The following is a 25,966-nucleotide window of genomic DNA, read 5'->3' as shown; positions in this document are numbered from 1 at the left end:
ATCACCAGAACCAACAAGGATATTGAATGAGCATTTCCGCAGAAGCCGCAGCGACGCCCAGCAATGCCCCGGACCGGGATTGGTGGCGCGGTGCCGTGATCTATCAGATTTACCCGCGCTCCTTTCAGGATTCCAACGGTGACGGCATCGGTGACCTCAAGGGCATTACCGCCCGCCTTCCGCATATCGCAGCGCTTGGTGCCGACGCCGTATGGATCTCGCCCTTCTTTCCGTCGCCGATGAAGGATTTCGGTTACGATGTCTCGAATTACATCGATGTCGATCCGATGTTCGGCACGCTGTCAGATTTCGACGGCCTGATCGCCGAAGCCCATCGCCTCGGTATCAAGGTGATGATCGACCTCGTGATGTCCCATTCGTCCGACCAGCATCCCTGGTTCATCGAAAGCCGGTCTTCTCGCTTCAACCCCAAGGCCGACTGGTATGTCTGGTCGGATGCCAAGCCGGATGGTTCACCGCCCAATAACTGGCTGTCGATTTTCGGCGGATCCGCTTGGCACTGGGATCCGACGCGCATGCAATATTACATGCACAATTTCCTTACCTCCCAGCCGGACCTGAACCTGCATAATGCCGAGGTGCAGGATGCGCTGCTCGATCTGACCCGCTTCTGGCTGAAGCGTGGTGTCGATGGTTTTCGTCTCGACACGATCAACTTCTATTTCCACGACAAGGAGCTGCGCGACAATCCGGCGCTCGACCCTTCGCGCCGTAACGCCTCCACCGCGCCTGCGGTCAATCCCTATAACTTCCAGGAGCATCTCTACGACAAGAGCCGCCCGGAAAACATCGACTTCCTCAAGCGTTTCCGTGCCGTGTTGAACGAGTTCCCCGCCATCGCCGCCGTCGGCGAGGTCGGCGATAGCCAGCGCGGGCTGGAGATCGTCGGCGAATACACGTCCGGCGGCGACAAGATGCATATGTGCTACGCCTTCGAATTCCTGGCGCCAGATGTGTTGACGCCAGCACGCGTGGAGGAAACCCAGCATGCGTTTGCGGCCGCAGCGCCGGAAGGCTGGGTCTGCTGGGCCTTTTCAAACCACGATGTGGTGCGTCATGTCAGCCGCTGGGGCCAGGAGGTCCTTGATCGCGACGGCTACGCCAAGATGCTCTCCGCCATCCTTCTGTCCCAGCGCGGCTCGGTCTGCATCTATCAGGGAGAGGAACTGGGCCTGACGGAAGCAGATATCGCTTATGCCGATCTGCAGGATCCTTACGGCATCCAGTTCTGGCCAGAATTCAAGGGCCGCGACGGCTGCCGCACACCTATGCCGTGGGATGCGCAGGCGCTGCAGGCGGGTTTTTCGACTGCGGAACGCACATGGCTGCCCATCCCGGTCGAGCATCAGTTGAAGGCTGTCAGCGCCCAATATGGCGACCCGGCTTCGGTGCTGGAACAGTATCGTCGCTTCCTCGCCTTTAGAAAGACAAATCCGGCTTTGTCGAAGGGCGAGATCTCGTTCCTGGCCACCGAGGAACCGCTGCTTGCCTATGAAAGGCAATATGGCAACGAGACCATCCTGTGCATGTTCAACATGAGCCCTAATTCCTCATCGACAGCATTGCCGGACGGGAATTGGGAAGTGCTGGAAGGGCATGGGTTTGAGACTCCATTTGAAGGCCGCCAGATCGAGCTGCCGGCGTGGGGCGCGTTCTTCGCACGGCACGTGTGAGATAGGGAACAGGGGAGGACGGTCATGACCGGCGTAACGCTCAAGGAAATCCGCAAGTCCTATGGTCAGGTCAAGGTGCTGCATGGCATCGACCTCACGATAGAACAGGGCGAATTCATCGTCTTCGTCGGTCCGTCCGGCTGCGGAAAATCGACTCTGCTTCGGATGATCGCCGGGCTCGAAACCGTGACTTCCGGTGAGATGTCCATCGATGGCGAGGTTGTCAATGAAGTCCCTCCCTCGCGCCGCGGCATCGCCATGGTCTTCCAGTCCTATGCGCTCTATCCGCATATGACTGTTTACGACAACATGGCTTTTGGCATGCGGATCGCCCGCGAAAGCAAAACCGAGATCGATCGCCGCGTTCGCGCGGCGGCCGATATCCTGCAGCTCACGCCCTATCTCGAACGTCTGCCCAAAGCGCTCTCCGGTGGCCAGCGCCAGCGTGTCGCGATCGGTCGCGCCATCTGCCGCAATCCTAAGGTCTTCCTGTTCGACGAGCCCCTGTCGAACCTCGATGCGGCGCTGCGTGTCGCGACCCGCATCGAGATCGCCAAGCTCAAGGACAAGCTTTCCGACACGACGATGATCTACGTCACCCACGATCAGGTCGAGGCCATGACGCTGGCGGATCGCATCGTCGTTCTGTCCGCTGGAAAGATCGAGCAGGTCGGGCCGCCGCTGGAGCTTTACGAGCGCCCGGCCAATCTTTTCGTTGCGCGTTTCATAGGCTCGCCGGCAATGAACATCCTGCCGGTGACGATCGGCGAACCCGGCGCCGAAACCTTGGTCACTCTCAAGGGTGCCCAGTCAACGAGCGTACCGATCACGGTACCCGCTACCGACAGGGGCGCGAAGGCAAGTCTCGGCGTTCGTCCAGAAGATCTGGAGATTTGCATAAATGACGACTACCTCTTTGAGGGCCGCGTTTTGCTGGTGGAAGCGCTGGGCGAGGTGACCCTGCTTTATCTCGAAGGCGGAGCCGGCGAAGAGCCGGTCATCGTCAAATTGCCCGGCAAGTCCGATGTCTCGAAGGGCGATATCGTTCGCCTCAAGGCTGCTCCTCAAAAGCTGCATCTTTTTAATGCAGAAGGCAGGACATATCGGGTCTGATGAAGGCCCTGTGAAACGAGAAGGCCGTTTCTGCGTCCCGATTTGCGCTGGCGGAATTAGCTTGCTCGTTTTCGCGTTTCGAAGAGAGGCGCAATGCCCTCGTCGGTAAGGGTGAGTTCACCACATTTCGTGAAGCGTCCATTTGTCCTGTGCTGAAACGGGACTCGCCAACCCGTTGTTAAACTTCACGACCTAGTCTCCGCCTGTAAGTATAGGAGTAAAGTCGTGGGTGCGGCGCCAATTAACAAAAATCATTATCTGAACAAGGAAGAGTCATTCATGTATGACCGCGAACAGCGGTTCAAGATGGAAGACACGATGAATGCGGGCCGCATCGAATATACCGAAAAGGCCGTACTCAACATGGCGCAGCGCCGTTGCGATGTGGTGCAGATTTCCCAGAGCGGCGCGGTCCTTGGCCTGCTGACGCAGTATAATCTTCCCGAACAGTTCTATCTCGATATCCCCGATGCCCGCATCAACAAGGTCGGCTGTGTCCTGATGCGCGTCAACATGAACAACACGATCGAAGTCCGCTTCCTGCGCCTGCTGAGCGATAAGGAACTCAACCGCATCTTCGTCTTCTCCACCCATCCAAGGCACCGGGACCACAAGATGGATATCCGCACCTGGTAAGATAGATCGATAGACACAAAAAAGGCGGCCACCGGGCCGCCTTTTTGCTGTTTGATCCGCAGCCTGTGCCTCAGGCAAAAACGCTTGCGCCCTGATCAGCCCTGCCGACATTGCGGCGGAAGGCGGAGAACAGCTCGCGGCCCATACCGAATTCGTTTTCGGAAAGATCGGCTTCGGCCGGCGTGCGTGCATCGAATTCCGCTGCGTCCACCAGCACTTCCAGCGTTCCGGCAACCGCGTCGAGACGGATCATGTCGCCTTCGCGGATTTTCGCGATCGCGCCGCCGTCAGAAGCTTCCGGCGTCATGTGGATCGCTGCCGGCACCTTGCCGGATGCGCCCGACATGCGGCCGTCGGTGACGAGGGCGACCTTGAAGCCGCGGTCCTGCAACACGCCGAGCGGGGGCGTCAGGCGGTGAAGTTCCGGCATGCCGTTCGCCTTCGGTCCCTGGAAGCGGACGACGGCAATGAAGTCACGGTTCAGCTCGCCGCGCTTGAACGCATCCTGCAGGCCCTGCTGGTCGTGGAAGATCACGGCCGGTGCCTCGATCACATGGCGCTCCGGCTTGACGGCCGAAATCTTGATGACGCCATGGCCGATATTGCCGGAAAGCATCTTCAGGCCACCGGTCTTCTGGAACGGCTGGTCGACGGTTGTCAGGACCTTCGGGTCACCGCTGACCTCCGGCACGCTTTCACGCGTCACCTGTCCGTCTGCGCCGAGCTTGGCTTCGACCGTATAGGCTTCCAGCCCGTGACCGAAGACGGTGCGCACGTCGTCATGCACATAACCGCCGCGAAGAAGCTGCTTGATCAGGAAACCCATGCCGCCGGCAGCGTGGAAATGGTTCACGTCGGCAAGCCCATTCGGATAGACGCGCGCGAGAAGCGGTACGGTATCCGAAAGCTCGGAAATATCCTGCCAGGTCAGGTGAATGCCTGCAGCCCGCGCCATTGCGACCAAATGCATCGTGTGATTGGTCGATCCGCCCGTCGCATGCAAGCCGACGACGCCGTTGACGATCGAGCGCTCGTCGATCATCTCGCCGGCCGGTGTAAATTCATTGCCCATGGCGGTGATGGCGAGTGCCCGTTTCGCAGCTTCGCGGGTCAGGGCTTCGCGCAGCGGCGTGCCGGGATTGACGAAGGAGGCGCCGGGCATATGGAAGCCCATGATCTCCATCAGCATCTGGTTGGAATTGGCCGTGCCATAGAAGGTGCAGGTGCCGGGACCATGATAGGACTTGGATTCGGCTTCCAGAAGCTCGGTGCGACCGACCTTGCCTTCCGCATAGAGCTGGCGAATGCGCGACTTCTCGTCGTTGGGCAGGCCCGAGGTCATCGGACCGGCCGGAATGAACACGGCCGGCAGGTGCCCAAAGGAAAGCGCGGCAATCACCAGGCCCGGCACGATCTTGTCGCAGATGCCGAGATAGACGGAAGCGTCGAACATGTTGTGGGAAAGGCCGATACCGGCCGCCATGGCGATCGTATCGCGCGAGAACAGCGACAGTTCCATGCCCGGCTGGCCCTGCGTGACGCCGTCGCACATCGCCGGAACCGCACCTGCCACCTGTGCAATGCCGCCCGCTTCACGGGCAGCTTCGCGGATGATCGGCGGAAATGTCTCATAGGGCTGATGCGCCGAAAGCATGTCGTTATAGGCGGTGATGATGCCGAGGTTCGGAACGACGTCTCCGGACAGCGCGTCCTTCTCGGCGGGGGAACAGACGGCAAATCCATGTGCCAGGTTCCCGCAGGAAAGAACCGCCCGGTGCGGCCCCTTGGCGACCGCTCGTTGCAATCGGTCGAGATAGGCCTCGCGATGCGGTTTGGATCGCTCGATGATCCTTGCCGTGATCGCCTGAATGCTGGAATGCGCCGCCATGTCAAAACCTCCTTCGGGCAATCCCGGCTTGGGAGAGGCCAAAGCCACCGGGATTGCATGTCTCGTCAATGTGTTGCCGCCTGACGAGCGCCAGGCGGACGATAGGTGCCTCAGGGCGCCCAGTAGATCTCGAGCGGTGAAACCGCTCTGGTGAGTACGGCGCGGATCGGCATGTTCTTCTCGTCCGATCCGGCTTCAGCCTTCGCCAGCACGTCCTTCTTCTCCTGGCCCTCGATATGCAGCACCAGCAGCGGTGCGTCGGAGAGACTTGAGAAAGTGAAGGTCAGCCGCTCTTCGCCGGCACCTTCCGCCGCCATGGTCATCACGCCGCGTGGCGTCGAAAGATTGAGCGCTTTGGCAAGATGATTGCCACGTGGAAAGAACGATGCAGTATGTCCGTCGCCGCCCATGCCGAGGATCGCGACATCGAACGGATTGCAGATCGAAGCCGTCTTTCCGGTGGCAATTTCCGCGGCTGTATCGATCGTTGCCGCTTCGTGATAGAGCGGGATGAAGGTCGTGGCCGCAGCCTTGTCCTTGAGCAGATGCGTTGCGACCAGAAGATGATTGGAGCGTGGGCTGTCGGCCGGCACGAAACGTTCGTCGACCAGCGTCACCGAAACCTTCGTCCAGTCGAGATCCTTGCCCGAAAGCGCCTCGAAGAAGCGTTTCGGCGTCGACCCGCCGGAAACGGCGATGGACGCCGCTCCCTTTTTCGAGATCGCTGCGGAAAGCTGCTTGGCAACCTTGTCGGCTAGCGCTTCGGCGAGATCGGCTCCATTGGCAAACTCATGAAAAGTCGATGCCATGGTCTTCAGCCTTCGTGCCAGGTGCGGCCGTCACGCTCGATCAGTGCAATCGCCTGGCTCGGACCCCAGGTGCCGGCCGTGTAACCCTGCGCCACCTGTCCGGTTTCTTCCCAGCCCTTGAGGATAGGATCGACCCATTCCCATGCCGCTTCCACTTCGTCGCGACGCATGAACAGCGTCTGGTTGGCACGGATCGTGTCCATCAGCAGGCGCTCGTAGGCGTCCGGGCTGCGGGCGTTGAAGGCTTCCGCAAAGCTCATGTCGAGCGAGACATTGCGCAGGCGCATGCCGCCCGGACCTGGGTCCTTGATCATCAGCGACTGCTTGACGCCTTCGTCCGGCTGCAGGCGGATGATCAGCTGGTTGGCCGAAATCCGGCCCGCTGCCGTGTCGAAAATGTTGTGCGGCACAGGCTTGAAGGAAATCACGATTTCCGAAACGCGGCTCGCAAGGCGCTTGCCCGTGCGGATGTAGAAGGGAACGCCGGCCCAGCGCCAGTTGCCGATCTCGGCCTTGATGGCGACGAAGGTTTCGGTGTTGGAAACGCCACCTTCCAGCTCTTCGAGATAACCCTTGACCGGGCCGCCCGCGGAGGCACCGGCGCGGTACTGGCCGCGCACCGTCATCACTTCGCAATTGTCGGCGGTGATCGGCTTCAGCGCCCGCAGCACCTTGAGCTTCTCGTCACGCACCGCTTCCGAATTCATCGAAGACGGGGTTTCCATCGCAACAAGGCAAAGCAGCTGCATGATATGGTTCTGCACCATGTCGCGCAGTGCGCCGGCCGTGTCATAATAACCGGCGCGACCTTCGAGGCCGACAGCTTCGGCGACAGTGATCTGCACATGGTCGATATAGTTGGCGTTCCACAGCGGCTCATAGAGCGCATTGGCAAAACGCAGCGCCATCAGGTTCTGGACCGTCTCTTTGCCCAGATAGTGGTCGATACGGTAGATCTGTTCTTCCTTGAACACCTTGCCGATCGTGTCGTTCAGTTCCAGCGCCGAGGCGAGGTCGCGGCCGATCGGCTTCTCGACGACGATGCGCGTCGACTTGGTGATCAGCTTGTGGTCGCGAATCTTTTCCGAAATCGCGCCGAAAATCGCCGGCGCAACGGCCAGATAGAAAGCGCGAATGCGCTCCTTGCCGGTGCCTTCGTCGAGAATCTTCTTCAGCTTGTCCCAGCCCTGATCGGACTTGGCATCGACGGAAATGTAGAAGATGCGCTCGCAGAAGGCCTTGACCTGGGCTTCGTCATATTCGCCCTTCTTCAGATGCTCCTTGAGCGCATCCTCGGCGAACTTGCGGTATTCTTCATTGGAAAGCGCGCTACGGGACGCGCCGATGATCCGCGTCGGCTCCGTGAACTGACCTTCGATCTGCCGGTGATACAGAGCCGGAAGAAGCTTGCGCTCAGCAAGGTCGCCGGTCGCGCCGAAGACGATGCAATCGAATGGTTCCACTGGAATGATCTGGCTGCTCATCGCTCAACTTTCGTCATGTGTGGTTGGGGTGTGTCTTATGCTAATCGATTTAAAAAGGCTAGCCCGAATGTCGGCCTCAAATACGGTCTCTTAGCGCAAACCAGGTTAATGCAAGGAAAAGCAGTGGTTTACGCATTGCATGTCCTCCCGGAAAGGCAGGTATGGTAAGATCGGCCAGCACGTCGAGCTCGCTTTTGCCTCCAGCGACCATTTCAGCATAAAGCTTGCCACAATAATTTGACAGCATCACGCCATGGCCGGAATATCCACCGATGGAGGTAACGCCTGGCATGACCTGGCGAACGAAAGGCCTTCGCGGCAGAGTGATCCCCACATTGCCGCCCCAGGCATGGGTTATCCGCACGTCCTTCAAGGCCGGATAGGTGGTGACGATCTGCTGCCGTATCGCTTCCGCCGTATCGCTCGGGTTTTTCGAACTATAGACCTCACGGCCGCCGAACAGCAGCCGGTTATCCTTCGACTTGCGGAAATAGCGCACCACGAAGCGGCTGTCGCAGACAGCCTCCATGCCCGGAATGACATGCGGGAAAGCATCGAGCGGCTCGGTTGCCGCGATGAACGAGCCGATCGGCATCACATGCGCTGAGGTGACCGGTTCGAGATCGCCGATATAGGCATTGGTGGCGATCAGCACCCGGTCGGATGTCAGCGTGCCTTTCGGCGTCTCGACCCTGATCTTGGTACCCTCGCGGCGGATCGCCGTCGCTCTGGTATTCTCGTAAATGCCGGCGCCTGCGGCCTTGGCCACTTTCGCCAGACCGATCAGGAATTTCAGTGGGTGGATATGGCCGGTGCCGATATCACGCACGCCGCAATAATAATCCTTGGTGCCGACCCGCTCTTCCGTCTCCGCCTTGTCCATGAATGTCATGTACGGATAGTCATAGCGTTCAGCGGCGATCTCCGCATTGGCGCGGTAATCGCGCTCATATCCCGGTTTGTGTGACACGTTGAGCTGGCCCGGCATGTAATCCATGTCTATGCCATGCAGTGTCGCAAAATCGTGGAGATGCCGCTTGGCGTTTTCTGCCATTTCGAACAAAAGCTTGGAGCGTTCGTAGCCCAGTTCCTTCTCGGCCTCTTCCGGCCACCAGCGCTGCCCGGTGCCGAGCTGCCCGCCATTGCGGCCGGAGCCGCCATCGCCGAAGTGCCCGCCTTCGATCAGCGCCACGGAGACGCCGGAAGCCGCCAGATTACAGGCTGCCTGCAATCCGGTATAGCCGCCGCCGATGATCGTTACATCCACCGCCTGCGAGCCGTCGAGTGTGGGATAGGTGGGGCGTTCCTCGACGCTCGCCTGATACCAGGAAAGACCCGGCGCGATCGGGCTCTGCCATGTATCCATGCTGCTCACCTTAAACGTTGAGAAGCAGGAACTCGCGCTCCCACGGGCTGATCACCTGCATGAAGGTCTCGAATTCCCCGCGTTTGACGCCTGCATAGATACCGATGAACTCCTTGCTGAACACCTCCGCCAGCGCCGGCTCCTCTTCCAGCAGCGAGACAGCTTTCAGGAGATCGCGCGGCAGGTCGATCGCGCCTTCGTTGGCGGATTCGTCCGTCGGCGGTGTCGGATCGATCTTGTTCATGATGCCGAGCAAACCGCAACCGAGCGACGCAGCGAGTGCCAGATACGGATTGGCATCCGAACTCGGCAGCCGGTTTTCGACGCGCCTTGCCACCGGATCGGAAACCGGCACGCGGAAAGCCGTCGTGCGGTTGTCGTAACCCCAGGCGGTATTGACCGGCGCCGCCATGTCCGGCGTCAGGCGGCGGTAGGAGTTCACGTAAGGCGCCATCATCACCAGCGCCTTCGGAATATAGGTCTGCATCCCGCCGATGAACTGGAAGAATTCCTTCGAAGGTTTGCCGTCCTTCTGCGAGAAGATGTTCTTGCCCGTATCGATATCGACGACGGATTGGTGGATGTGCATGGCCGACCCCGCCTGGCCCTGCATCGGCTTGGCCATGAAGGTCGCGTAGATGCCGTGTTTCATCGCCGCTTCGCGGATCGTCCGCTTGAACATGAATACCTGGTCGGCCAGTTCCACCGGATCGCCGTGACGCAGGTTGATTTCGAGCTGCGCTGGTCCTTCTTCGTGGATCAGCGTATCGATCTCCAGTCCCTGCTTTTCGGAGAAGTGGTAGATATCGTCGATCAACTCGTCAAACTCGTTGATGCCGGCAATCGAATAACCCTGTCCACCGAGAATCGCGCGGCCGGAACGGCCCTTCGGCGGATGCAGCGGATAATCCGGGTCGTCGTTCTTGGCGACCAGATAAAATTCGATTTCCGGAGCCACGACCGGCTTCCAGCCACGCTCTGTGTAGAGTCGCACAACGTTCTTCAGCACGTTGCGCGGCGTATAGGCGACAGCGTTGCCTTCCGTGTTGACGATGTCGCAGATCACCTGCGCTGTCGGATCGGTTTCCCACGGCACGACCGAGAGCGTCGAAAGATCCGGCATCAGCTTGAGATCGCTGTCGCGCGGCTCGTAGCGGAAGCTCTCGGTCTCTTCCGGATATTCGCCGGAAATCGTGTGCCTGTAGAGCGCCGATGGCAGCGCCAGCGATGTGTTGGAGGTGAATTTCGACGACGGCATCATCTTGCCGCGCGGCACGCCGGCAAGGTCGGGCGTGATGCATTCGATATCTTCGATCCCTCGCGCGCGCAGCCATGCCGCGGCCTCCTGCCAGTCTGCCACGCCGCGAAGCGAGGTCAACGTTGGTTGGGCGACGGCGGCCTTGGCGACCGTACCGACTTCAACTGCAGCGGGATTGGCTTTTTTGGTTGGCATGACACACCGGGTGAGGTTGATCGAATGTTCCCATCATAGCCACCGATCGGCAATTGGCGAGGGGGAGGCGTTGACTTTGGGTGAACTATGTCGAACAGCGAAAGCGGCAACCAATGGAGTGATGATTGGCCCGTAAATTCGATGTGGTGATCCTCGGCGCCGGTGCCGCCGGCATGATGTGCGCGATCCGCGCCGGTGCGCGTGGGCGTTCCGTTCTGGTTCTCGACCACGCCAAGGCTCCGGGCGAGAAGATCCGCATTTCCGGTGGCGGTCGCTGCAACTTCACCAATATTCATGCCGGCCCGAAGAATTATCTCTCTTCCAACCCGCATTTCGTCAAATCAGCACTCGCCCGGTATTCGGCGCAGGATTTTATCGATCTGGTGAACCGCCACGGCATCGCCTTCCACGAAAAGACACTGGGTCAGCTCTTCTGCGATGAAAGCGCCAAGGACATCATCCGCATGTTGCTGTCAGAGATGGAAGCGGTAAGGGCCAAGCTCGAACTCCAGACCGGCGTCACCTCGGTGGAAGGGAGCGCTGACGGTTTTCGCATCGTCACCTCCACCGGCGAGACGATCGAAGCCGGCTCCGTCGTCGTTGCCACCGGCGGCAAGTCGATCCCGAAAATGGGTGCGACCGGTCTCGCTTATGACATCGCCAGGCAGTTCGATCTGAAGCTCGTCGAAACCCGCCCTGGCCTCGTGCCGCTGACGCTCGATCCGGGGCTTCTGGAAAAGCTCGCGCCGCTTTCGGGCATCGCCGCACCCGCCGAAATCCGCCATGGCAAGACCAGCTTCCGCGAGGCTCTGCTTTTCACCCATCGCGGCTTGAGCGGTCCCGCGATCCTGCAGATCTCGTCCTATTGGCGTGAAGGTGACGAGATCACGCTCGTGATCGAACCGGATCGCCGGATCGCCGACGACCTGAAGGCTGCCCGCAAGGCCAACGGCAAGCAGTTGGTGCAGACGGCGCTTTCCGATATCCTGCCCAAGCGGCTTGCGCAGTTCTTCGCCGAGAAACATCCCGCGGCAACGAAGCTTGCGGACTGTTCAGACAAGGTTTTCGACGCTGTCGCCGCTTCGATCCAGGACTGGCGAATCCGTCCGGCAGGCTCCGAAGGTTATCGCACGGCCGAAGTCACGCTCGGTGGCATCGATACTTCGGAACTCGATTCCAAGACGATGCAGGCAAAGTCTGTTCCCGGCCTATACTTCATCGGCGAATGCGTCGACGTCACTGGTTGGCTCGGCGGCTACAATTTTCAATGGGCGTGGTCGTCGGGCCATGTCTGCGGAGAAGCGCTTTGATCCTGGCATTCACGCCCGCATGGCTCCGGTTGTGGTGTTATCGTTCAGCACTTCTTAATGTAACGAACTGATCCTGCCATAATCCCAGCTTATTTTGATGTTCAAGATCGAAAAAGGCTGCCACTATAGGTTTGATTATCGTCTCGGAGTTCCAATCCATGCCGAATGCTCGCCGTACCCGCGCCATTGCAATTGCCAAGGCGGATGACCGCGCAAAACTCTTTCGTTTCAGCATGCTGATGATTGCCGCTGGAACCACGGCTGCACTTTTGGCCGTACCGGTACTGTTTTAAGCGGTACGCTAATTTAATCGGTTTTTCAGTGGCTTTGGGCTGGTTTGCTTTGCGCGGCCGCCTCCAAATTCTTGACGTTTGTCAAGTTTAGCAAAAATTTCACCTATGTCGGCGAGTGTGTGTGGGAAATTTACACCCACAAAGGCTCCCCATGAAAAAGATCGTACCTTCTTCGGTCGTCACTAAAATTGTATTTCTTTGTCTCTTTCTTATCGTGGTTGCAGTCTCCGCCGTTTCCGGCCTTGCCTACAACACGTTTCGCAAGGACATCATGGAAACGGCTGTGGAGGATACGCACAAGTCCATCCGGACGATGGCGTTAATCTATGAGACGGCTGTGGTGAGTGCAAAAACAGCACTTTCTGACGGAAAGCTCGCCAAGGTTACTGCCGGCGAGGGGGCACTTCAGGGCCATGATCTTGTCGATCGTACCGCCGGCTCCATCGGTGGCGTAGCGACGGTGTTCGAGAAGCAGGGCGGCGATTATGTCCGCATCTCCACTAACGTGAAGAACGAGAAGGGCGAACGTGCCGTCGGCACCAAGCTCGTCGCCGATCACCCGGCACAGAAGGCTCTGGCCAAAGGCGAGGCCTATTATGGCCCGGCCGTTCTTTTCGGCCGCGATTTCATGACCGCCTATTATCCTGTTGTGAACGCCTCCGGCGCTGTCAGCGGCGTACTCTTCATCGGCATCCCGATGGAGGTCTATTTCGCCCATATCGCCTCTGCCGGCACGGCCTTGATGGTCTCCTCGCTGCTTGCGCTTCTCTTCATTGCCGTTGCCAGCTATTTCGTCATTCGCAGACTCGTCAGCCCGCTCGGCGTCCTGACCGGCTCCGTCCGGGCGATTGCCGATGGCGACAACAAGTCCGAGATCCCTTACACCGCACGCTCTGACGAGTTCGGCAACATTGCCCGCGCCCTGCAGGTCTTCCGCGACAACGCGCTCGAAAAACTGCGCATCGAGCATCAGAGTGCCATGGAACGGGCAGAGGCCGAAGCCGAACGCGAACGCAACGACAGTGACAAGCGCATGGTCGACAGCCAGATTGATCAGGCTGTCGCAGCACTCGGCACGGCCCTGTCGCGCCTGTCGCAGGGGGATCTCTCGGTCACTATTGACCAGCCTTTCTCCGGCAAGCTGGAACCGCTGCGCACCGATTTCAACGGTTCGATCCTCAAGCTGCGCGACACGCTGTCCCACATTCGTCAGAGCACGATGGCAATCCAGAAGAGCAGCGCCGATCTCAGCCATTCGTCCGCTGATCTGTCTCGCCGCACCGAAAGCCAGGCGGCTTCGCTGGAGGAGACCGCGGCTGCTGTCGAGGAAATCACGGCAACCGTGCGCTCTTCCGCCGATCGTGCCCGCGAGGCGAACGAGGCCGTTGGTCACACGAAGAAGAATGCCGACAATTCCGGCACCGTCGTCAAGAATGCTGTCGAGGCCATGGGGCGTATCGAAGACGCGTCGCAGAAGATCGAACTGATCATCGAGGTGATTGACGACATCGCCTTCCAGACCAACCTTCTCGCTCTGAATGCCGGTATCGAGGCGGCCCGCGCGGGTGAAGCCGGCAAGGGGTTTGCGGTTGTCGCGCAGGAAGTGCGTGAACTGGCGCAGCGCTCAGCCGATGCGGCCAAGGAAATCAAAGGCTTGGTCAATCAGGCGACCAACGAGGTCGGTTCCGGTGTCTCGCTCGTCCAGCAGGCCGGCGAAGTACTCGCCACGATCAGCAGCGAGATCGTCGTCATCAGCCAGCATGTCGAAACCATCGCCACCGCCAGCCGCGACCAGTCGGCAGCGCTGTCCAACATCAATCAGTCCGTCAACCAGATGGATCAGATGACCCAGCAGAACGGCGCAATGGTGGCCGAAACCAGTGAGGCAAGCCAGCGCCTGGCGGCAGAGACCGAAGCCCTGTTCGACCTGCTGCAGCAGTTCCGCATCGATGCGGCCGCCACGGGCACGCAGTCTTCTTATCGCTACAGCAAGGCCGCCTGAACGGCGTCTCTTGAAGATCGGCAACCAGATGTAAGAAAGGGCGGCTTGAGGCCGCCCTTTCTGTTGGCAGGGAGATGAAAAGGTATGGTGGCCGAAGGGCTCCCAAGAGGCTCCCTAATGGCTCCATCGGCCCGGCTCTTGTCCGGCCGGTGTTTGAGGCAATTCCAGCACAAGTGTGAAACTCTGACTGCTGAATTTGCGACAAATTGCGGGACGGTGCGGTCCGACCCGGCAATCTTGCACCCGCCGCTACTGAAGCCTGTTGGTCATGACGACGGGAACCATAAGGTCGCCCCAGTGGCCGTCGCCGCCGTGATGCCGCGCCGAACGGATCAGCTCGACCGAAACGCCGGCCTCGACTGCTTTCATGACGGCATGGTTCAGCCGGTGCAGGTCATTGGCAAGCGAGCGGATCGCTGCCTGCTGATCGGCGGTCATGGCGCTTGCCTGCTCCTCCGCCCGTTCTTTTACATGGGTCTTGATGGGTGCCTGGATCGTCATTTCGGGGTCTCCTTTCGTTGGGTTTGGTGGTCTTGATATCTCTTGTTGCCGTGAGCCTTTTGCGGATGGCGAAGTCCCCCTCTGGCCTGCCGGCCATCTCCCCCACAAGGGGGGAGAAAAATCGCGGCAGCCGCCCATTTCACCTGTGAACGCTGGCGGTGAGGCTGGGTTAAGCCCTCCCCCTTGTGGGGAGGGTGGGGAGGGGACTTTGCGGCTCACTCCGCCGCCGGCCGGAACTGTGCATGCTCGGTGGACTCTCCCATCGCGGTCGTCGACGACAGCCCGCCGGTGATCGCCATCGACACGGCATCGAAATAACCGGTGCCGACTTCGCGCTGGTGTTTGGTCGCCGTATATCCGTTGATCTCGGAAGCGAATTCCGCCTCCTGCAGCTCTGAATAGGCGGCCATCTGCCGGTCCTTGTAACCGCGAGAAAGTTCGAACATGCCGAAATTCAGCTGGTGGAACCCGGCGAGCGTGATGAACTGGAACTTATAGCCCATCGCCCCCAGTTCCCGCTGGAATTTCGCGATCGTCGCGTCGTCGAGGTTCTTTTTCCAGTTGAACGACGGTGAGCAATTGTAAGCCAGCATCTTGCCCGGATGTTCCCGGTGCACGCCCTCGGCAAACTTGCGCGCCTGCTCCAGATCCGGTTTCGACGTCTCGCACCAGATCAGGTCGCAATGCGGAGCGTAAGCGACGGCACGGGCAATGCAGGGCTCAAGCCCGTTCTTCACTCGATAGAACCCTTCCGCCGTCCTCCCGGCATCGTAATCGACAAAGGGCCGGTCGCGCTCGTCGATATCCGAGGTCAGAAGCTTTGCAGCTTCCGCATCCGTGCGGGCAATCACCAGCGTCGGTACGCCCATGACGTCGGCGGCAAGCCGCGCCGCAGTCAGGTTGCGGATGTGCGCCGCAGTCGGGATCAGCACCTTGCCGCCCAGATGGCCGCATTTCTTTTCGGCCGCCAGCTGGTCCTCGAAATGAACGCCCGCGGCGCCAGCCTCGATAAACGCCTTCATGATCTCGAAAGCGTTGAGCGGTCCGCCGAACCCGGCTTCTGCATCGGCAACGATCGGCGCAAACCACGTCTCGACCGAAAGCCCCTTGCCCTCGGACGTCTCGATCTGGTCGGCGCGTTGCAGGGTGCGGTTGATCCGCCGCGCCAGTTCCGGTGCCGCATTGGCCGGATAAAGCGACTGGTCCGGATACATCGAGGATGCGGTATTGCTGTCCGCCGCCACCTGCCAGCCGGAGAGATAGATGGCCTTTAAGCCCGCGCGCACCTGCTGCATCGCCTGATTGCCAGTCATGGCGCCGAGCGCATTGACGAAATCCTCAGCTTTCAAAAGCTCCCACAGCCGGTTCGCACCTTTTTCCGCCAGCGAATAACGGATCTCGATCGAGCCGCGCAGCCGCTGCACGTCCTCAGCCGAATAGGGGCGGGTGATCCCGTCGAACCGGCCGTCAGGCGCATTGGCAACGAGCTTGTAAAAATCTGTCATCTGTCTCTCTCCCACTGGTTTTGAACTTTGGATCAGGCCCGAAAGCTCATGTGAAATATTTACAGAATGACGAATGTTAATTCTATAAGTGCATGATATAAAAGAAGTTACGATGTCACGACTTACACAGAAGCGAGTTGAGTTTTGTAAATATTGTAAAATCGAAGCCGCGTAAAACTTTGACAGGAGGAGGTCTATAGTGGAGCGGAAGGTATTTGCGGGAGGCCGCGTCAGGCGGGTCCGGCTCGGGCTTGGTTTGACCCAGACCGCCATGGCAGGCGCGCTGGAAATCTCTCCCTCCTATCTCAACCTGATCGAGCGCAACCAGCGGCCGCTGACGGTGCAGCTTCTGTTGAAGCTCGCCTCCACCTACAAGGTGGATCTCGATGCGCTCCAGGGGGAGGGCGGCGGGCTTGCCCCCCAGCTGCGCGAAGTTTTTGCAGATCCGCTCCTGGCCGGTGAAATCCCCGGCGATCAGGAAATTGTCGAAGTCGCGGAAGCGGCGCCCAATGCGGCACTCGCCACGGTAAAACTCTATCGCGCCTATCGCGAACAGGCGGGCCGGCTTTCCGATCTCGCGGTCCTGCTGGCAAGCGAAGGCCGCGAGATGGCAACCAGCAGCAGCCGAATGCCGATGGATGAGGTGCGCCAGTCGCTGGAACGTCGCCCGAACTTTTTTCCCCGCCTGGAGGATGCGGCAGAGGCTCTGGCAAAGACCTTCTCCGCCGGAGACGACCTACCCTCCGCCCTACGCACATGGCTGAAGAACGAGCGTGGCATAACCGTCCGCACGCTTCCCTCTCACGTTATGCCGAGCTTGCGTCGCCGTTACGATCGCCACAGCATGCGGCTCTTCCTCTCGGAGCGCCTCTCGCCCTTCGATCGCAACCGGGAACTGGCGACTGAAGTCGCACTGCTGGCAATGGCGACGGAAATCGATGCGGAGCTGGACGGCCTGTCCCTGCAGACGGCAGAAGCCCGGCGTATCGCCCGCTTCGAGCTTGCCCGTTATGCGGCCCATGCGCTGCTCATGCCCTACGCGGCGTTTCTGGCGGCCGCACAGCGCGCCCGTTACGATATCGATATCCTGCGCGCCCGCTTCGATGTCTCCTTCGAACAGGCTGCAAACCGCCTGACCTCCCTCTGTCGGCCGGACGCTGCCGGTATTCCTTTCTTCCTCATGGAGATGGATCACGCTGGCAATGTCGTGCGTCGCGCGGGCGCCCAAGGCTTTCCGCAATCCCGCTTCGGTGGCCGTTGTCCCAAGCTCGGCATCCATTCCGCCTTTGCCGAGCCCGGCCGCATCCTCGTCGATCGCGTGGAGATGCCGGAAGAGGACGCCTTTCTCACCGTGTCGAGAACGCTGGAAGGTCCGCAGGCGGATTTCGGCGAGCGGATCCGACGTACGGCGATCCTCATCGGTTGCGATATCGGCTTTGCAGCCGATGTGGCCTATGCCGCGGCGCTGCCGGCCACCGGCTTTGCCGTCGAATCCGGCCCCGCCTGCCGCATCTGCGAGCGCAAGGCCTGTCTGTCGCGTGCCGAGCCGCCGATCACACGCCCGCTCGGGCTTGACGAAATGGTGACCGGCCTCAGCGCCTTCGACTTTCAGTAGCCCCTTGGGTAATTTGCACGACAAGCCTTGGGGGCAAGTCATTCCGCAGTGCACATTCCCACTTGTAGGTCGTAAAAATCCTTTCTACTCTCACGTTCAAATACAGAGGGAATTCCTGCGTGGGGGCACCCGCGGAGAAAAAAGAAACAGGAGAAATCATGAGAACCCACCTGCTTGGAATGGCGGCAGCACTTGCTGTTACCGCCCTTGGCTCCTCCGCTTTTGCGCAGGAAAAGGTCGTCCACGTCTATAACTGGTCGGACTATATCGATGAGTCCATTCTCGAGGATTTCACCAAGGAAACCGGCATCAAGGTCGTTTACGACGTTTTTGACAGCAATGATCTCGTGGAAACCAAGCTGCTTGCCGGCGGCTCGGGTTATGACGTCGTTGTCCCGACCGGTCCGTTCCTTGCCCGCCAGATCACGGCCGGAGTGTTCCAGAAGCTCGACAAGTCGAAGCTGCCGAACCTCACCAACATGTGGCCGCTCGTGTCCGAGCGTCTGGCAAAATATGATCCTGGCAACGAATATGCCGTCAACTACATGTGGGGCACCACCGGCATCGGCTATAATGTCGACAAGGTGAAGGCAGCGCTCGGCGATGTGCCGATCGACAGCTGGGACGTCCTGTTCAAGCCGGAAAACGCAGAAAAGCTGAAGTCCTGCGGCATCAACATTCTCGATGCCTCCGACGAAACGTTCGCCATCGCCATGAACTATGTCGGCAAGAACCCGGACAGCAAGGAAACTGCCGATCTGGAAGCCGGCGGCGAGGTCTTCAAGAAGATCCGTCCTTTCGTGAAGACGTTCAACGCCTCGGCCTATATAGATGAGCTCGCTAACGGCGACAGCTGCATCACCATCGGTTGGTCGGGCGACGTGCTGCAGGCGAAGTCGCGCGCCGAAGAAGCTGGCAAGGGCGTCAAGGTCGAGTTCGTCATCCCCAAGGAAGGCACCTATATGTGGTTCGACAACCTCGCGATCCCGGCGGATGCGAAGAATGTCGAAGAGGCGCACGCCTTCATCAACTACCTGATGAAGCCGGAAGTCATCGCCAAGGCCTCCAACTATGTCCAGTATGCCAACGGCAACCTTGCCTCGCAGAAGTTCGTCGATAAGGAAGTGCTGGAAAATCCGTCGGTCTATCCGCCGGAAGATGTGGTGGCAAAGCTCTTCACCATCTCGCCTTACGGACCCAAGGAACAGCGCGTGCTGAATCGGGTCTGGACGCAGATCAAGACCGGCAGCTGATAGCTGACAATCCAAGGGCGGGCTTTTACCCGCCCTTTCAGTTTCCAAGGATCGCAAGCGGGGCAAGGCATGGCGAAAACTCTCGGACCGGTAAAACGCAAATTCTCTCCCTGGACCGATCCGAATGCGGTCCCCTTCATCCGCTTCGAGAATATCACCAAACGCTTCGGCGATTTTGTTGCCGTCGACAACCTCACGCTTGATATCTACGAGAAGGAATTCTTCTCGCTGCTTGGCCCTTCCGGCTGCGGAAAGACGACGCTGATGCGCATGCTCGCCGGCTTCGAGGAGCCGACGGAAGGCCGCATTCTTCTGCAGGGGCAGGACATTCGTGGCGTCCCGCCCTATCGCCGCCCGACGAATATGATGTTCCAGTCCTATGCGCTTTTTCCGCATATGACGGTGGAGAAGAACATCGCCTTCGGTCTCGAACAGGACAATATGCCGAAGGGCGAGATTACCGCCCGCGTTCAGGAAATGCTCAAGCTCGTCAAGCTCGAACAGTTCGCCAAACGCAAGCCGAACCAGCTTTCCGGCGGTCAGCGCCAGCGCGTTGCTCTCGCCCGTTCGCTCGCCAAGCGTCCCAAGGTGCTGCTGCTCGACGAGCCGCTCGGCGCGCTCGACAAGAAGCTGCGCGAGGAAACCCAGTTCGAGCTGATGGACCTGCAGCACACGCTCGGCATGACCTTCCTTATCGTCACCCACGACCAGGAAGAAGCGATGACCGTGTCCGACCGGATCGCAGTCATGGACAAGGGCATCATCATGCAGGTGGCGACCCCGGCTGAAATCTACGAGGCGCCGAACAGCCGCTACGTCGCGGATTTCATCGGCGACATCAACATCATCGAAGGCAAGATTGCCGACACCGCAAGCGCGCTCGGCGCACCGGGCACGGTAAGGATCGAAAGCGAAGGCCTGTCGATCGCCGTCGATCAGGAATGCCAGGCTGTTAAAGGCGATCATGTCGCCTTCGCTGTTCGTCCGGAAAAGGTGCGAATCTCGCTGGATGCTCCGGCCGATAGTTCCACCAATGCGTTTTATGGCGAGGTCTGGGATATCGGCTATCTCGGCGATTTCTCGCTCTTCATCGTCCGCTCCGAGGATGGCCGTTTCCTGCGTGCGGCCCAGGCCAATGTTTCGCGTCTCGTCGATCGGCCGATCACCTTTGGCGATATGGTCTGGCTCACCTGGTCGCGCGATGCCGGCCTCGTCCTGACGCGATAGGGAAGGGGAGCGAACATGGCCAATGTCGCGGAAACCAATCCTGTCAGCAATGCCGCGACCAGTACCGGAGGTCCGTCCTGGACGCGCTGGCTGGTCGTCGTCGTGCCCTATATCTGGCTCATCCTGTTCTTCGTCGCGCCGTTCCTTATCATCTTCAAGATCTCGCTGTCGGATACGGCCATCGCCATGCCGCCCTATCTGCCGACCTTCGATGGTTTCGGCAATCTTGGCGAATTCTTTTCCGAGCTGGATTTCGAGAACTATATCTTCCTGACCGAAGACCCGCTCTACATCTGGTCCTATCTGTCGTCGCTCAGGATCGCGGCGATCTCGACGCTGCTGCTGTTGCTGATCGGCTATCCGATGGCGCTCGCCATGGCCCGCGCCCCGACCTCGATCCGCCCGACGCTGGTCATGCTGGTGATCCTGCCCTTCTGGACCTCGTTTCTCATCCGCGTCTACGCTTGGATCGGCATCCTCAAGCCGGATGGCCTGCTGACGCTTCTCCTCCAGACGATCGGACTGATGGGACCGGACCAGCAGGTGCAGATCTTCCGCACCGATTATGCCGTCTTCATCGGCATCGTCTATTCCTATCTGCCCTTCATGGTCCTGCCGCTCTATTCGGCGTTGGAAAAGATGGATCATTCGTTGCTGGAAGCCGCAAGCGATCTCGGCTGCCCGCCCTGGAAAGCTTTCTGGAAGATCACTTTCCCGCTCTCCATACCGGGCGTCATTGCCGGCGCGATGATCTGCTTCATCCCGATCACCGGCGAATTCGTCATCCCGGATCTTTTGGGCGGTGCCGATACGCTGATGATCGGCAAGACGCTCTGGACCGAATTCTTTGGCAATCGTGACTGGCCGCTCGCCTCTGCCGTCGCCGTCGTCCTGCTGATCATGCTGGTCGTGCCGATCATGATCTTCCAGAACCAGCAGAAGAAGGTGGTGTGATGAGATCTCCCCGTTTCGACGCCACCGTTCTCACCCTCGGTTTCGCCTTTCTCTACATCCCGATCATCATCCTGATCGTCTACTCGTTCAACGCTTCAAGGCTGGTCACGGTCTGGGGTGGCTTCTCGCTGAACTGGTACTCCGCGATGTGGTCGAACCAGGGCTTGATGGATGCAGCCTGGGTCACGGCTCGCGTCGGCGTCCTGAGTGCCACGCTCGGCACAATCCTTGGCACTCTGGCGGCATTGGCGCTCACCCGCTTTGCCCGCTTCCCCGGCCGCATGGCCTTTTCCGGCATGATCTACGCCCCGCTGGTCATGCCCGAAGTCATCACTGGCCTGTCGCTGCTCCTGCTCTTCGTCGCAATGGGTGTCGATCGCGGCTTCTGGACGGTCACGATCGCGCATACGACCTTCACCATGTGTTATGTGGCGATCGTCGTGCAGTCGAGGCTCCTGACCTTCGACCGCAGTCTGGAGGAGGCAGCGCTCGATCTCGGCTGCCCGCCGGTCAAAACCTTCTTCAGGATCACCCTGCCGCTGATCCTGCCCGCAGTCATCGCTGGCTGGATGCTCGCCTTCACCTTGTCGCTCGATGACCTCGTCATCGCGAGCTTCAACACTGGTCCGGGCGCAACAACACTGCCGATCAAGATCTATTCGCAGGTCCGCCTCGGTGTGACGCCGGAAATCAACGCCATCTGCACCATCCTCATTGGTCTTGTAACGATCGGCGTCATCGCCGCATCCCTCACCACCAAGCGCGCCGAGTTGAGGCGCGTCCGCGACGAGCATCTGGCGATCCGCGGCGCGGAAAGCTGATAGGCGGAACCGGGTTTTATTCGCCGGGCTTGGCGGCCGGCACGTTCATCGGCCAGAGGATCGGCGTCGGCCACGCTCCGCCGATGAAGAAGTTTAGCGGCGGGTTTGCATCCTTCGGTGTGATCGTGGCCGAGAGCGCGAGGCTGCTGTTTGCAAGCGGCACGGCCCCGGTCAGCGCAATCGTTTCGTTGCGCCCGGCAATCTCGGTGTCCTGAAGGTCGGCAATTCCGTTGCGGATAGTGGCCGTCGCCTTCATGCTGTCGAATTCGATGGAGCCCGTTGCAGCGTCGCTAAGCGAGAAATAGGGTTTTCGGATTGCTAGCTGGCGAATAGCCGACAGGTCCATGCCGGTCAGATTGCCGGAGCCTGTCTGGAAGCTGACCGTCCCGGTCGCTGCGTTCCAGGCGTCGCGCGTGATCGGGCGTGGCACATCCAGCGAAATGTCGAGCGATCCCTGTGCTGCAGGCAGCGGGCCTTTGAGCTGCAGCTGTTGTGCGATCGTCGCGAAATCGACGCCCCGGACGGCCGCGCGGAAGGCGACGCTTTGTTCCTCGCCCCGGGCGCTGGAATTCGCATTAAGGGTGGTGATCCGCCCCGTCATGCGACCCGGTTTTAGATCGCTATCGAGAATATCGAGGCGGAACTGCTGAGTCACATTCATCAGGCCAAGCGCAACATCATAAAGCTGGAGACCGCCCAGCGAGGCGATTTGTGAAGAAAGCCTCATATCGAGGTCCATATTCGTCACAAGCGACGGCAGCGCTTGCACATCCTTGCTGATCGTCGGCTCCAGAGCGATAAGCAGGCGACGCAGGTCCATATGATCGAAGGCAAGCGTGCCCGAAAGCTTCGGCGGCGAGGAGGCGGGGATGTCGAGCTCCAACAAACCGGTCGCATTCTCCTCGTTCAGCCCGAGCGAAAGCTCCTCGAACCTCATTTCCTGGCGGTCTGCAATCAACCGGGCCGAAACCGATGCCGATTGCAGTCCATCCACCAGGCGTGGATCGATCTCGAACCAGCGTAGCGCAGCAGGCATGTCCGATGCCCGAAGCTCGGCATTGCCGGAGAAATAACCTCGCGGCGTCAGGCTTGCGACGCCGTCGAACTTTGCAAACCCGATGTCGGCACTGGCCGTTCCCTCGAAATCTCCGCTTCTACCATCGAGAAGCAGCAGCGGCTGTGTGCTGCGAATATCGAGGCCGATCCTTTTGCCGCGGACAACGGCATCCCCGCGGATGATGGCGGTATCGGAAAGACGAGGCCAATCCATCATGCCGTTGATGGCATCGAAGCGGACGACACTTCCATCTGTTTCGCGGATGATATCGAGAATGCCGTTGCGAAACTGTACCTCGCCAATCGGTGCATCCAGCGCCTGATCGAGCCTCTGCCGGTCGCCATTGGCCGAAACTTTCGCCATGGCATCGACCAGCTGTCCGCCATTGGCCCAATGAAGCCGCTCGTCCTTGTCGCGGCTCATGAAAAGGTGTGGTTCGTTAAGGCGGAAATCCTCAAAGACCGGCTGGCCAAGCAAGGCTTCCATCAAGTCGAACGAGGCGGACAGTTCCTTGATCGTTGCCAGTATCTGCCGTCCGCCATGTTCATCGTTATGAATGGTGATGTCGGTAAGCGTGACTTCCGGATGCGGCCAGAACCGAATTGTGGAGATGCCGCCGATTGTGGCGTTATTCCCGGTCCACCGTTCTACCGACTGTTCGATGCTTTCCCGCACCAGACTGGTGGAAATCAGGAAAGGCGTGACGATCCTGAAAATCGCGCCCACCGCAAGGATCATCGCAAGCGCAATCAGCACCGTTCGACCAACTGGCCGGCGTGCATGCCTGCGGAATGTCTGGGCGGCTTTCGTGAACATGCAAGGCGCATATAGGAAATGGCTGCAGGGCGCAATTCGGGCATCGAAACGACAACGTCATGTACTTCATTGTCGCATGCGACATGTTATACATTTCCTGTCGCCCCGGCATGGAGGTGCCCGCGGCAAGAGGAGGCCGGCAGATGCCGGAAAGGGAGGACTATGCTCGAACAGGAAAAGCCGCTCTGGATCATGCCCGAAGAGAAGCGGCATGAAACACCCCTTTATCGGTTCATCCGCTGGTGCGAGGCGCGCCATGCCACCAAATTTGCCGATTATGACGCCTTTCATTCATGGTCGATCGATGAAAGCGAACATTTCTGGTCGGCGATCTGGGATTTCTGCGGCGTCAGGGGAGAGCGTGGCGAAATCGTGCTGGCAAACGGGGAAGATATGCTGGCCGCACGTTTTTTTCCCGAAGCTTCGCTCAACTTTGCGGAAAACCTGCTTGCCCATGCCGGTGAGGGATCCGAGGAAGCACTGATTTTTCGCGGAGAAGACAAGGCCCGTTACAGCTGGTCGTGGGACAGGCTGCGCTCGGAAGTCTCGAAGCTCCAGCAGACCTTTCGCGCCATGGGTATCGGCAAAGGGGATCGCGTTGCGGCAATGATGCCGAACATGCCCGAAACCATCGCCTGCATGTTGGCCACTGCCTCGCTTGGCGCCATCTGGTCGTCCTGTTCCCCCGATTTCGGTGAGCAGGGCGTGCTCGACCGCTTCGGCCAGATCGAGCCCAGGCTTTTCATCACCTGTGACGGTTACTGGTATAACGGCAAACAGCAGGATGTTTCCGCCAAGCTGAAGGTGGTGACCGCCCGCCTTGGCGTGCCGGTCATCGTCGTGCCCTATCTTGGCAAGGCGGCAACGCTGGCCGCCGACTTGACGGACTCACGCACTTACCCCGATGTAATCGCCGCCTATCAGGAAAAGCCGCTCGAATTTGTCCAGCTGCCGTTTTCCCATCCGCTCTACATCCTGTTTTCCTCTGGCACGACCGGCATCCCGAAATGTATCGTCCATTCTGCCGGCGGCACCTTGCTGCAGCATCTGAAGGAGCATCGGCTCCACTGCGGCATAGAGCCGGGAGAAAGGCTCTTCTATTTCACCACCTGCGGCTGGATGATGTGGAACTGGCTGGCTTCGGGCCTCGCGGTTGGCGCGACGCTGTGCCTCTATGACGGCTCGCCCTTTGCTCCCGATGGCAACGTGCTCTTCGATTTTGCTCAGGATGAAAAGTTTGCCGTCTTCGGCACGGCGGCAAAATATATCGATTCATTGCGCAAGTCCGGCATCGTGCCGAAGGAAAGTCATGATCTGTCATCGCTGCGCCTGATGACCTCAACCGGTTCGCCGCTGTCTCCTGAAGGATTTTCCTTTGTTTATGAAGGCATCAAGCAGGATATGCATCTTGCATCGATCTCCGGCGGCACCGACATCGTCTCGTGTTTCGTGCTGGGCAATCCGTTAAAACCCGTCTGGAAGGGCGAGATTCAGGGGCCGGGACTGGGGCTTGCCGTCGATATATGGAACGACGACGGCGAGCCGGTACGCGGCGAGAAGGGCGAACTGGTTTGCACCAAAGCCTTCCCCTCAATGCCGGTCGGGTTCTGGAACGACCCGGACAAGTCGAGATACAGGGCCGCTTATTTCGAGCGTTTCGACAATGTCTGGTGCCACGGCGATTTCGCCGAATGGACAGCGCATGGCGGGCTGATCATTCATGGTCGCTCGGATGCGACGCTCAATCCTGGCGGCGTGCGCATCGGCACGGCCGAAATCTACAATCAGGTCGAGCAGATGGAGGAAGTGTCAGAAGCCATCTGTATCGGCCAGGATTGGCACAATGATGTGCGCGTCGTGTTGTTCGTCCGGCTCGCCAATGGGTTGTCGCTCGATGAGGATCTTGCCAAGGCAATACGTACCCGTATCCGCAATGGCACGACGCCCCGCCATGTCCCCGCCAAGGTCATACAGGTATCGGATATTCCGAGAACCAAATCCGGCAAGATCGTCGAACTTGCAGTGCGCGATGTCGTTCACGGCAGGCCCGTCAAAAACAAGGAAGCACTCGCCAATCCCGACGCGTTGAAACAGTATGAAAACCTTGCAGAACTTGGCACGTGATCTTGCTGCAATGCAGCAATACATCGCGATGATCCGGATCGGGAC

The 25,966-nt window shown here is 59.5% G+C and carries 20 protein-coding genes; 12 read left to right on the top strand and 8 right to left on the bottom strand.

All coding sequences use genetic code 11. The annotated features are described in order from the left end of the window. Positions 1-26: 26 nt before the first annotated feature. The 3 genes from bglA (at position 27) to GGE33_RS11585 (ending at position 3,443) form a co-directional block, all read left to right on the top strand. Entirely contained in the window at positions 27-1,694 is a 1,668-nt protein-coding gene (gene bglA, locus GGE33_RS11595) for a beta-galactosidase BglA (RefSeq protein ID WP_183823266.1), read from the top strand. A 24-nt stretch (positions 1,695-1,718) separates the two neighbouring features. Continuing rightward, positions 1,719-2,807 (top strand): ABC transporter ATP-binding protein, encoded by a 1,089-nt coding sequence (locus tag GGE33_RS11590; RefSeq protein ID WP_183823264.1) that lies wholly within the window; start codon positions 1,719-1,721, stop codon positions 2,805-2,807. A gap of 279 nt (positions 2,808-3,086) precedes the next feature. Next, positions 3,087-3,443: a hypothetical protein gene (locus tag GGE33_RS11585; protein ID WP_183823262.1), complete on the top strand. Its 357-nt coding sequence runs from the start codon at positions 3,087-3,089 to the stop codon at positions 3,441-3,443. Positions 3,444-3,513: 70 nt separating this feature from the next. On the opposite strand, the gene edd is transcribed toward GGE33_RS11585, so the two are convergent. The 5 genes from edd to GGE33_RS11560 form a co-directional block, all read right to left on the bottom strand. After that, the gene (gene edd / locus GGE33_RS11580; RefSeq protein WP_183823260.1) at positions 3,514-5,331 is read right to left on the bottom strand and encodes a phosphogluconate dehydratase; all 1,818 of its coding nucleotides are present in this window, start codon (positions 5,329-5,331) and stop codon (positions 3,514-3,516) included. 110 nt (positions 5,332-5,441) lie between these two features. Beyond that, positions 5,442-6,140: a 6-phosphogluconolactonase gene (gene pgl, locus GGE33_RS11575; RefSeq protein WP_183823258.1), complete on the bottom strand. Its 699-nt coding sequence runs from the start codon at positions 6,138-6,140 to the stop codon at positions 5,442-5,444. A gap of 5 nt (positions 6,141-6,145) precedes the next feature. Next, positions 6,146-7,624, bottom strand: a complete 1,479-nt coding sequence (gene zwf, locus GGE33_RS11570; RefSeq protein WP_148148122.1) for a glucose-6-phosphate dehydrogenase — start codon at positions 7,622-7,624, stop codon at positions 6,146-6,148. A gap of 76 nt (positions 7,625-7,700) precedes the next feature. After that, on the bottom strand, positions 7,701-8,999 hold the full coding sequence (locus tag GGE33_RS11565; RefSeq protein ID WP_183823256.1) for an FAD-dependent oxidoreductase: 1,299 nt from the start codon (positions 8,997-8,999) through the stop codon (positions 7,701-7,703). Between the two features lies 1 nt (position 9,000). Further along, on the bottom strand, positions 9,001-10,443 hold the full coding sequence (locus GGE33_RS11560; RefSeq protein WP_148148120.1) for a glutamine synthetase family protein: 1,443 nt from the start codon (positions 10,441-10,443) through the stop codon (positions 9,001-9,003). A gap of 125 nt (positions 10,444-10,568) precedes the next feature. Here GGE33_RS11560 and GGE33_RS11555 point away from each other — a divergent pair, with 125 nt between their 5' ends. From GGE33_RS11555 to GGE33_RS11550, 3 genes are all read left to right on the top strand, one after another. Continuing rightward, positions 10,569-11,753, top strand: a complete 1,185-nt coding sequence (locus GGE33_RS11555) for a BaiN/RdsA family NAD(P)/FAD-dependent oxidoreductase (RefSeq protein ID WP_183823254.1) — start codon at positions 10,569-10,571, stop codon at positions 11,751-11,753. 158 nt (positions 11,754-11,911) lie between these two features. Next, on the top strand, positions 11,912-12,046 hold the full coding sequence (locus tag GGE33_RS27720; RefSeq protein ID WP_280518264.1) for a hypothetical protein: 135 nt from the start codon (positions 11,912-11,914) through the stop codon (positions 12,044-12,046). A gap of 151 nt (positions 12,047-12,197) precedes the next feature. Continuing rightward, the gene (locus tag GGE33_RS11550) at positions 12,198-14,048 is read left to right on the top strand and encodes a methyl-accepting chemotaxis protein (protein ID WP_183823252.1); all 1,851 of its coding nucleotides are present in this window, start codon (positions 12,198-12,200) and stop codon (positions 14,046-14,048) included. Between the two features lie 249 nt (positions 14,049-14,297). Here GGE33_RS11550 and GGE33_RS11545 read toward each other — a convergent pair whose 3' ends face one another. Together GGE33_RS11545 and aceA are read right to left on the bottom strand one after the other, a co-directional pair. Next, positions 14,298-14,549 (bottom strand): SMc00767 family acetate metabolism repressor, encoded by a 252-nt coding sequence (locus tag GGE33_RS11545; protein WP_148148117.1) that lies wholly within the window; start codon positions 14,547-14,549, stop codon positions 14,298-14,300. Positions 14,550-14,764: 215 nt separating this feature from the next. Beyond that, a complete protein-coding gene (gene aceA, locus GGE33_RS11540; RefSeq protein ID WP_183823250.1) occupies positions 14,765-16,054 on the bottom strand; it encodes an isocitrate lyase in 1,290 nt (429 codons plus the stop codon). A 196-nt stretch (positions 16,055-16,250) separates the two neighbouring features. Here aceA and GGE33_RS11535 point away from each other — a divergent pair, with 196 nt between their 5' ends. From GGE33_RS11535 to GGE33_RS11515, 5 genes are all read left to right on the top strand, one after another. After that, positions 16,251-17,669 (top strand): short-chain fatty acyl-CoA regulator family protein, encoded by a 1,419-nt coding sequence (locus tag GGE33_RS11535; RefSeq protein WP_183824096.1) that lies wholly within the window; start codon positions 16,251-16,253, stop codon positions 17,667-17,669. A gap of 158 nt (positions 17,670-17,827) precedes the next feature. Beyond that, positions 17,828-18,922 (top strand): polyamine ABC transporter substrate-binding protein, encoded by a 1,095-nt coding sequence (locus GGE33_RS11530; RefSeq protein ID WP_183823248.1) that lies wholly within the window; start codon positions 17,828-17,830, stop codon positions 18,920-18,922. A gap of 69 nt (positions 18,923-18,991) precedes the next feature. Beyond that, positions 18,992-20,149, top strand: a complete 1,158-nt coding sequence (locus GGE33_RS11525; RefSeq protein ID WP_183823245.1) for an ABC transporter ATP-binding protein — start codon at positions 18,992-18,994, stop codon at positions 20,147-20,149. Between the two features lie 15 nt (positions 20,150-20,164). Next, complete coding sequence (locus GGE33_RS11520) at positions 20,165-21,103, top strand: ABC transporter permease subunit (RefSeq protein WP_183823243.1); 939 nt, start codon at positions 20,165-20,167, stop codon at positions 21,101-21,103. Further along, positions 21,103-21,924: an ABC transporter permease gene (locus GGE33_RS11515; protein ID WP_183823241.1), complete on the top strand. Its 822-nt coding sequence runs from the start codon at positions 21,103-21,105 to the stop codon at positions 21,922-21,924. The genes GGE33_RS11520 and GGE33_RS11515 overlap by 1 nt, the downstream gene beginning before the upstream one ends. A gap of 16 nt (positions 21,925-21,940) precedes the next feature. Here the strand turns inward: GGE33_RS11515 and GGE33_RS11510 are convergent, their stop codons facing one another. Continuing rightward, on the bottom strand, positions 21,941-23,797 hold the full coding sequence (locus tag GGE33_RS11510) for an AsmA family protein (protein WP_183823239.1): 1,857 nt from the start codon (positions 23,795-23,797) through the stop codon (positions 21,941-21,943). A gap of 162 nt (positions 23,798-23,959) precedes the next feature. On the opposite strand from GGE33_RS11510, the gene GGE33_RS11505 reads away from it, so the two are divergent. After that, positions 23,960-25,921 (top strand): acetoacetate--CoA ligase, encoded by a 1,962-nt coding sequence (locus GGE33_RS11505; protein WP_183823237.1) that lies wholly within the window; start codon positions 23,960-23,962, stop codon positions 25,919-25,921. Positions 25,922-25,966: the final 45 nt, after the last annotated feature.

The organism is Aliirhizobium cellulosilyticum, from assembly GCF_014198105.1.
Lineage (GTDB): Bacteria > Pseudomonadota > Alphaproteobacteria > Rhizobiales > Rhizobiaceae > Neorhizobium > Neorhizobium cellulosilyticum.
This window is presented reverse-complemented; position numbering and strand designations above follow the sequence as displayed.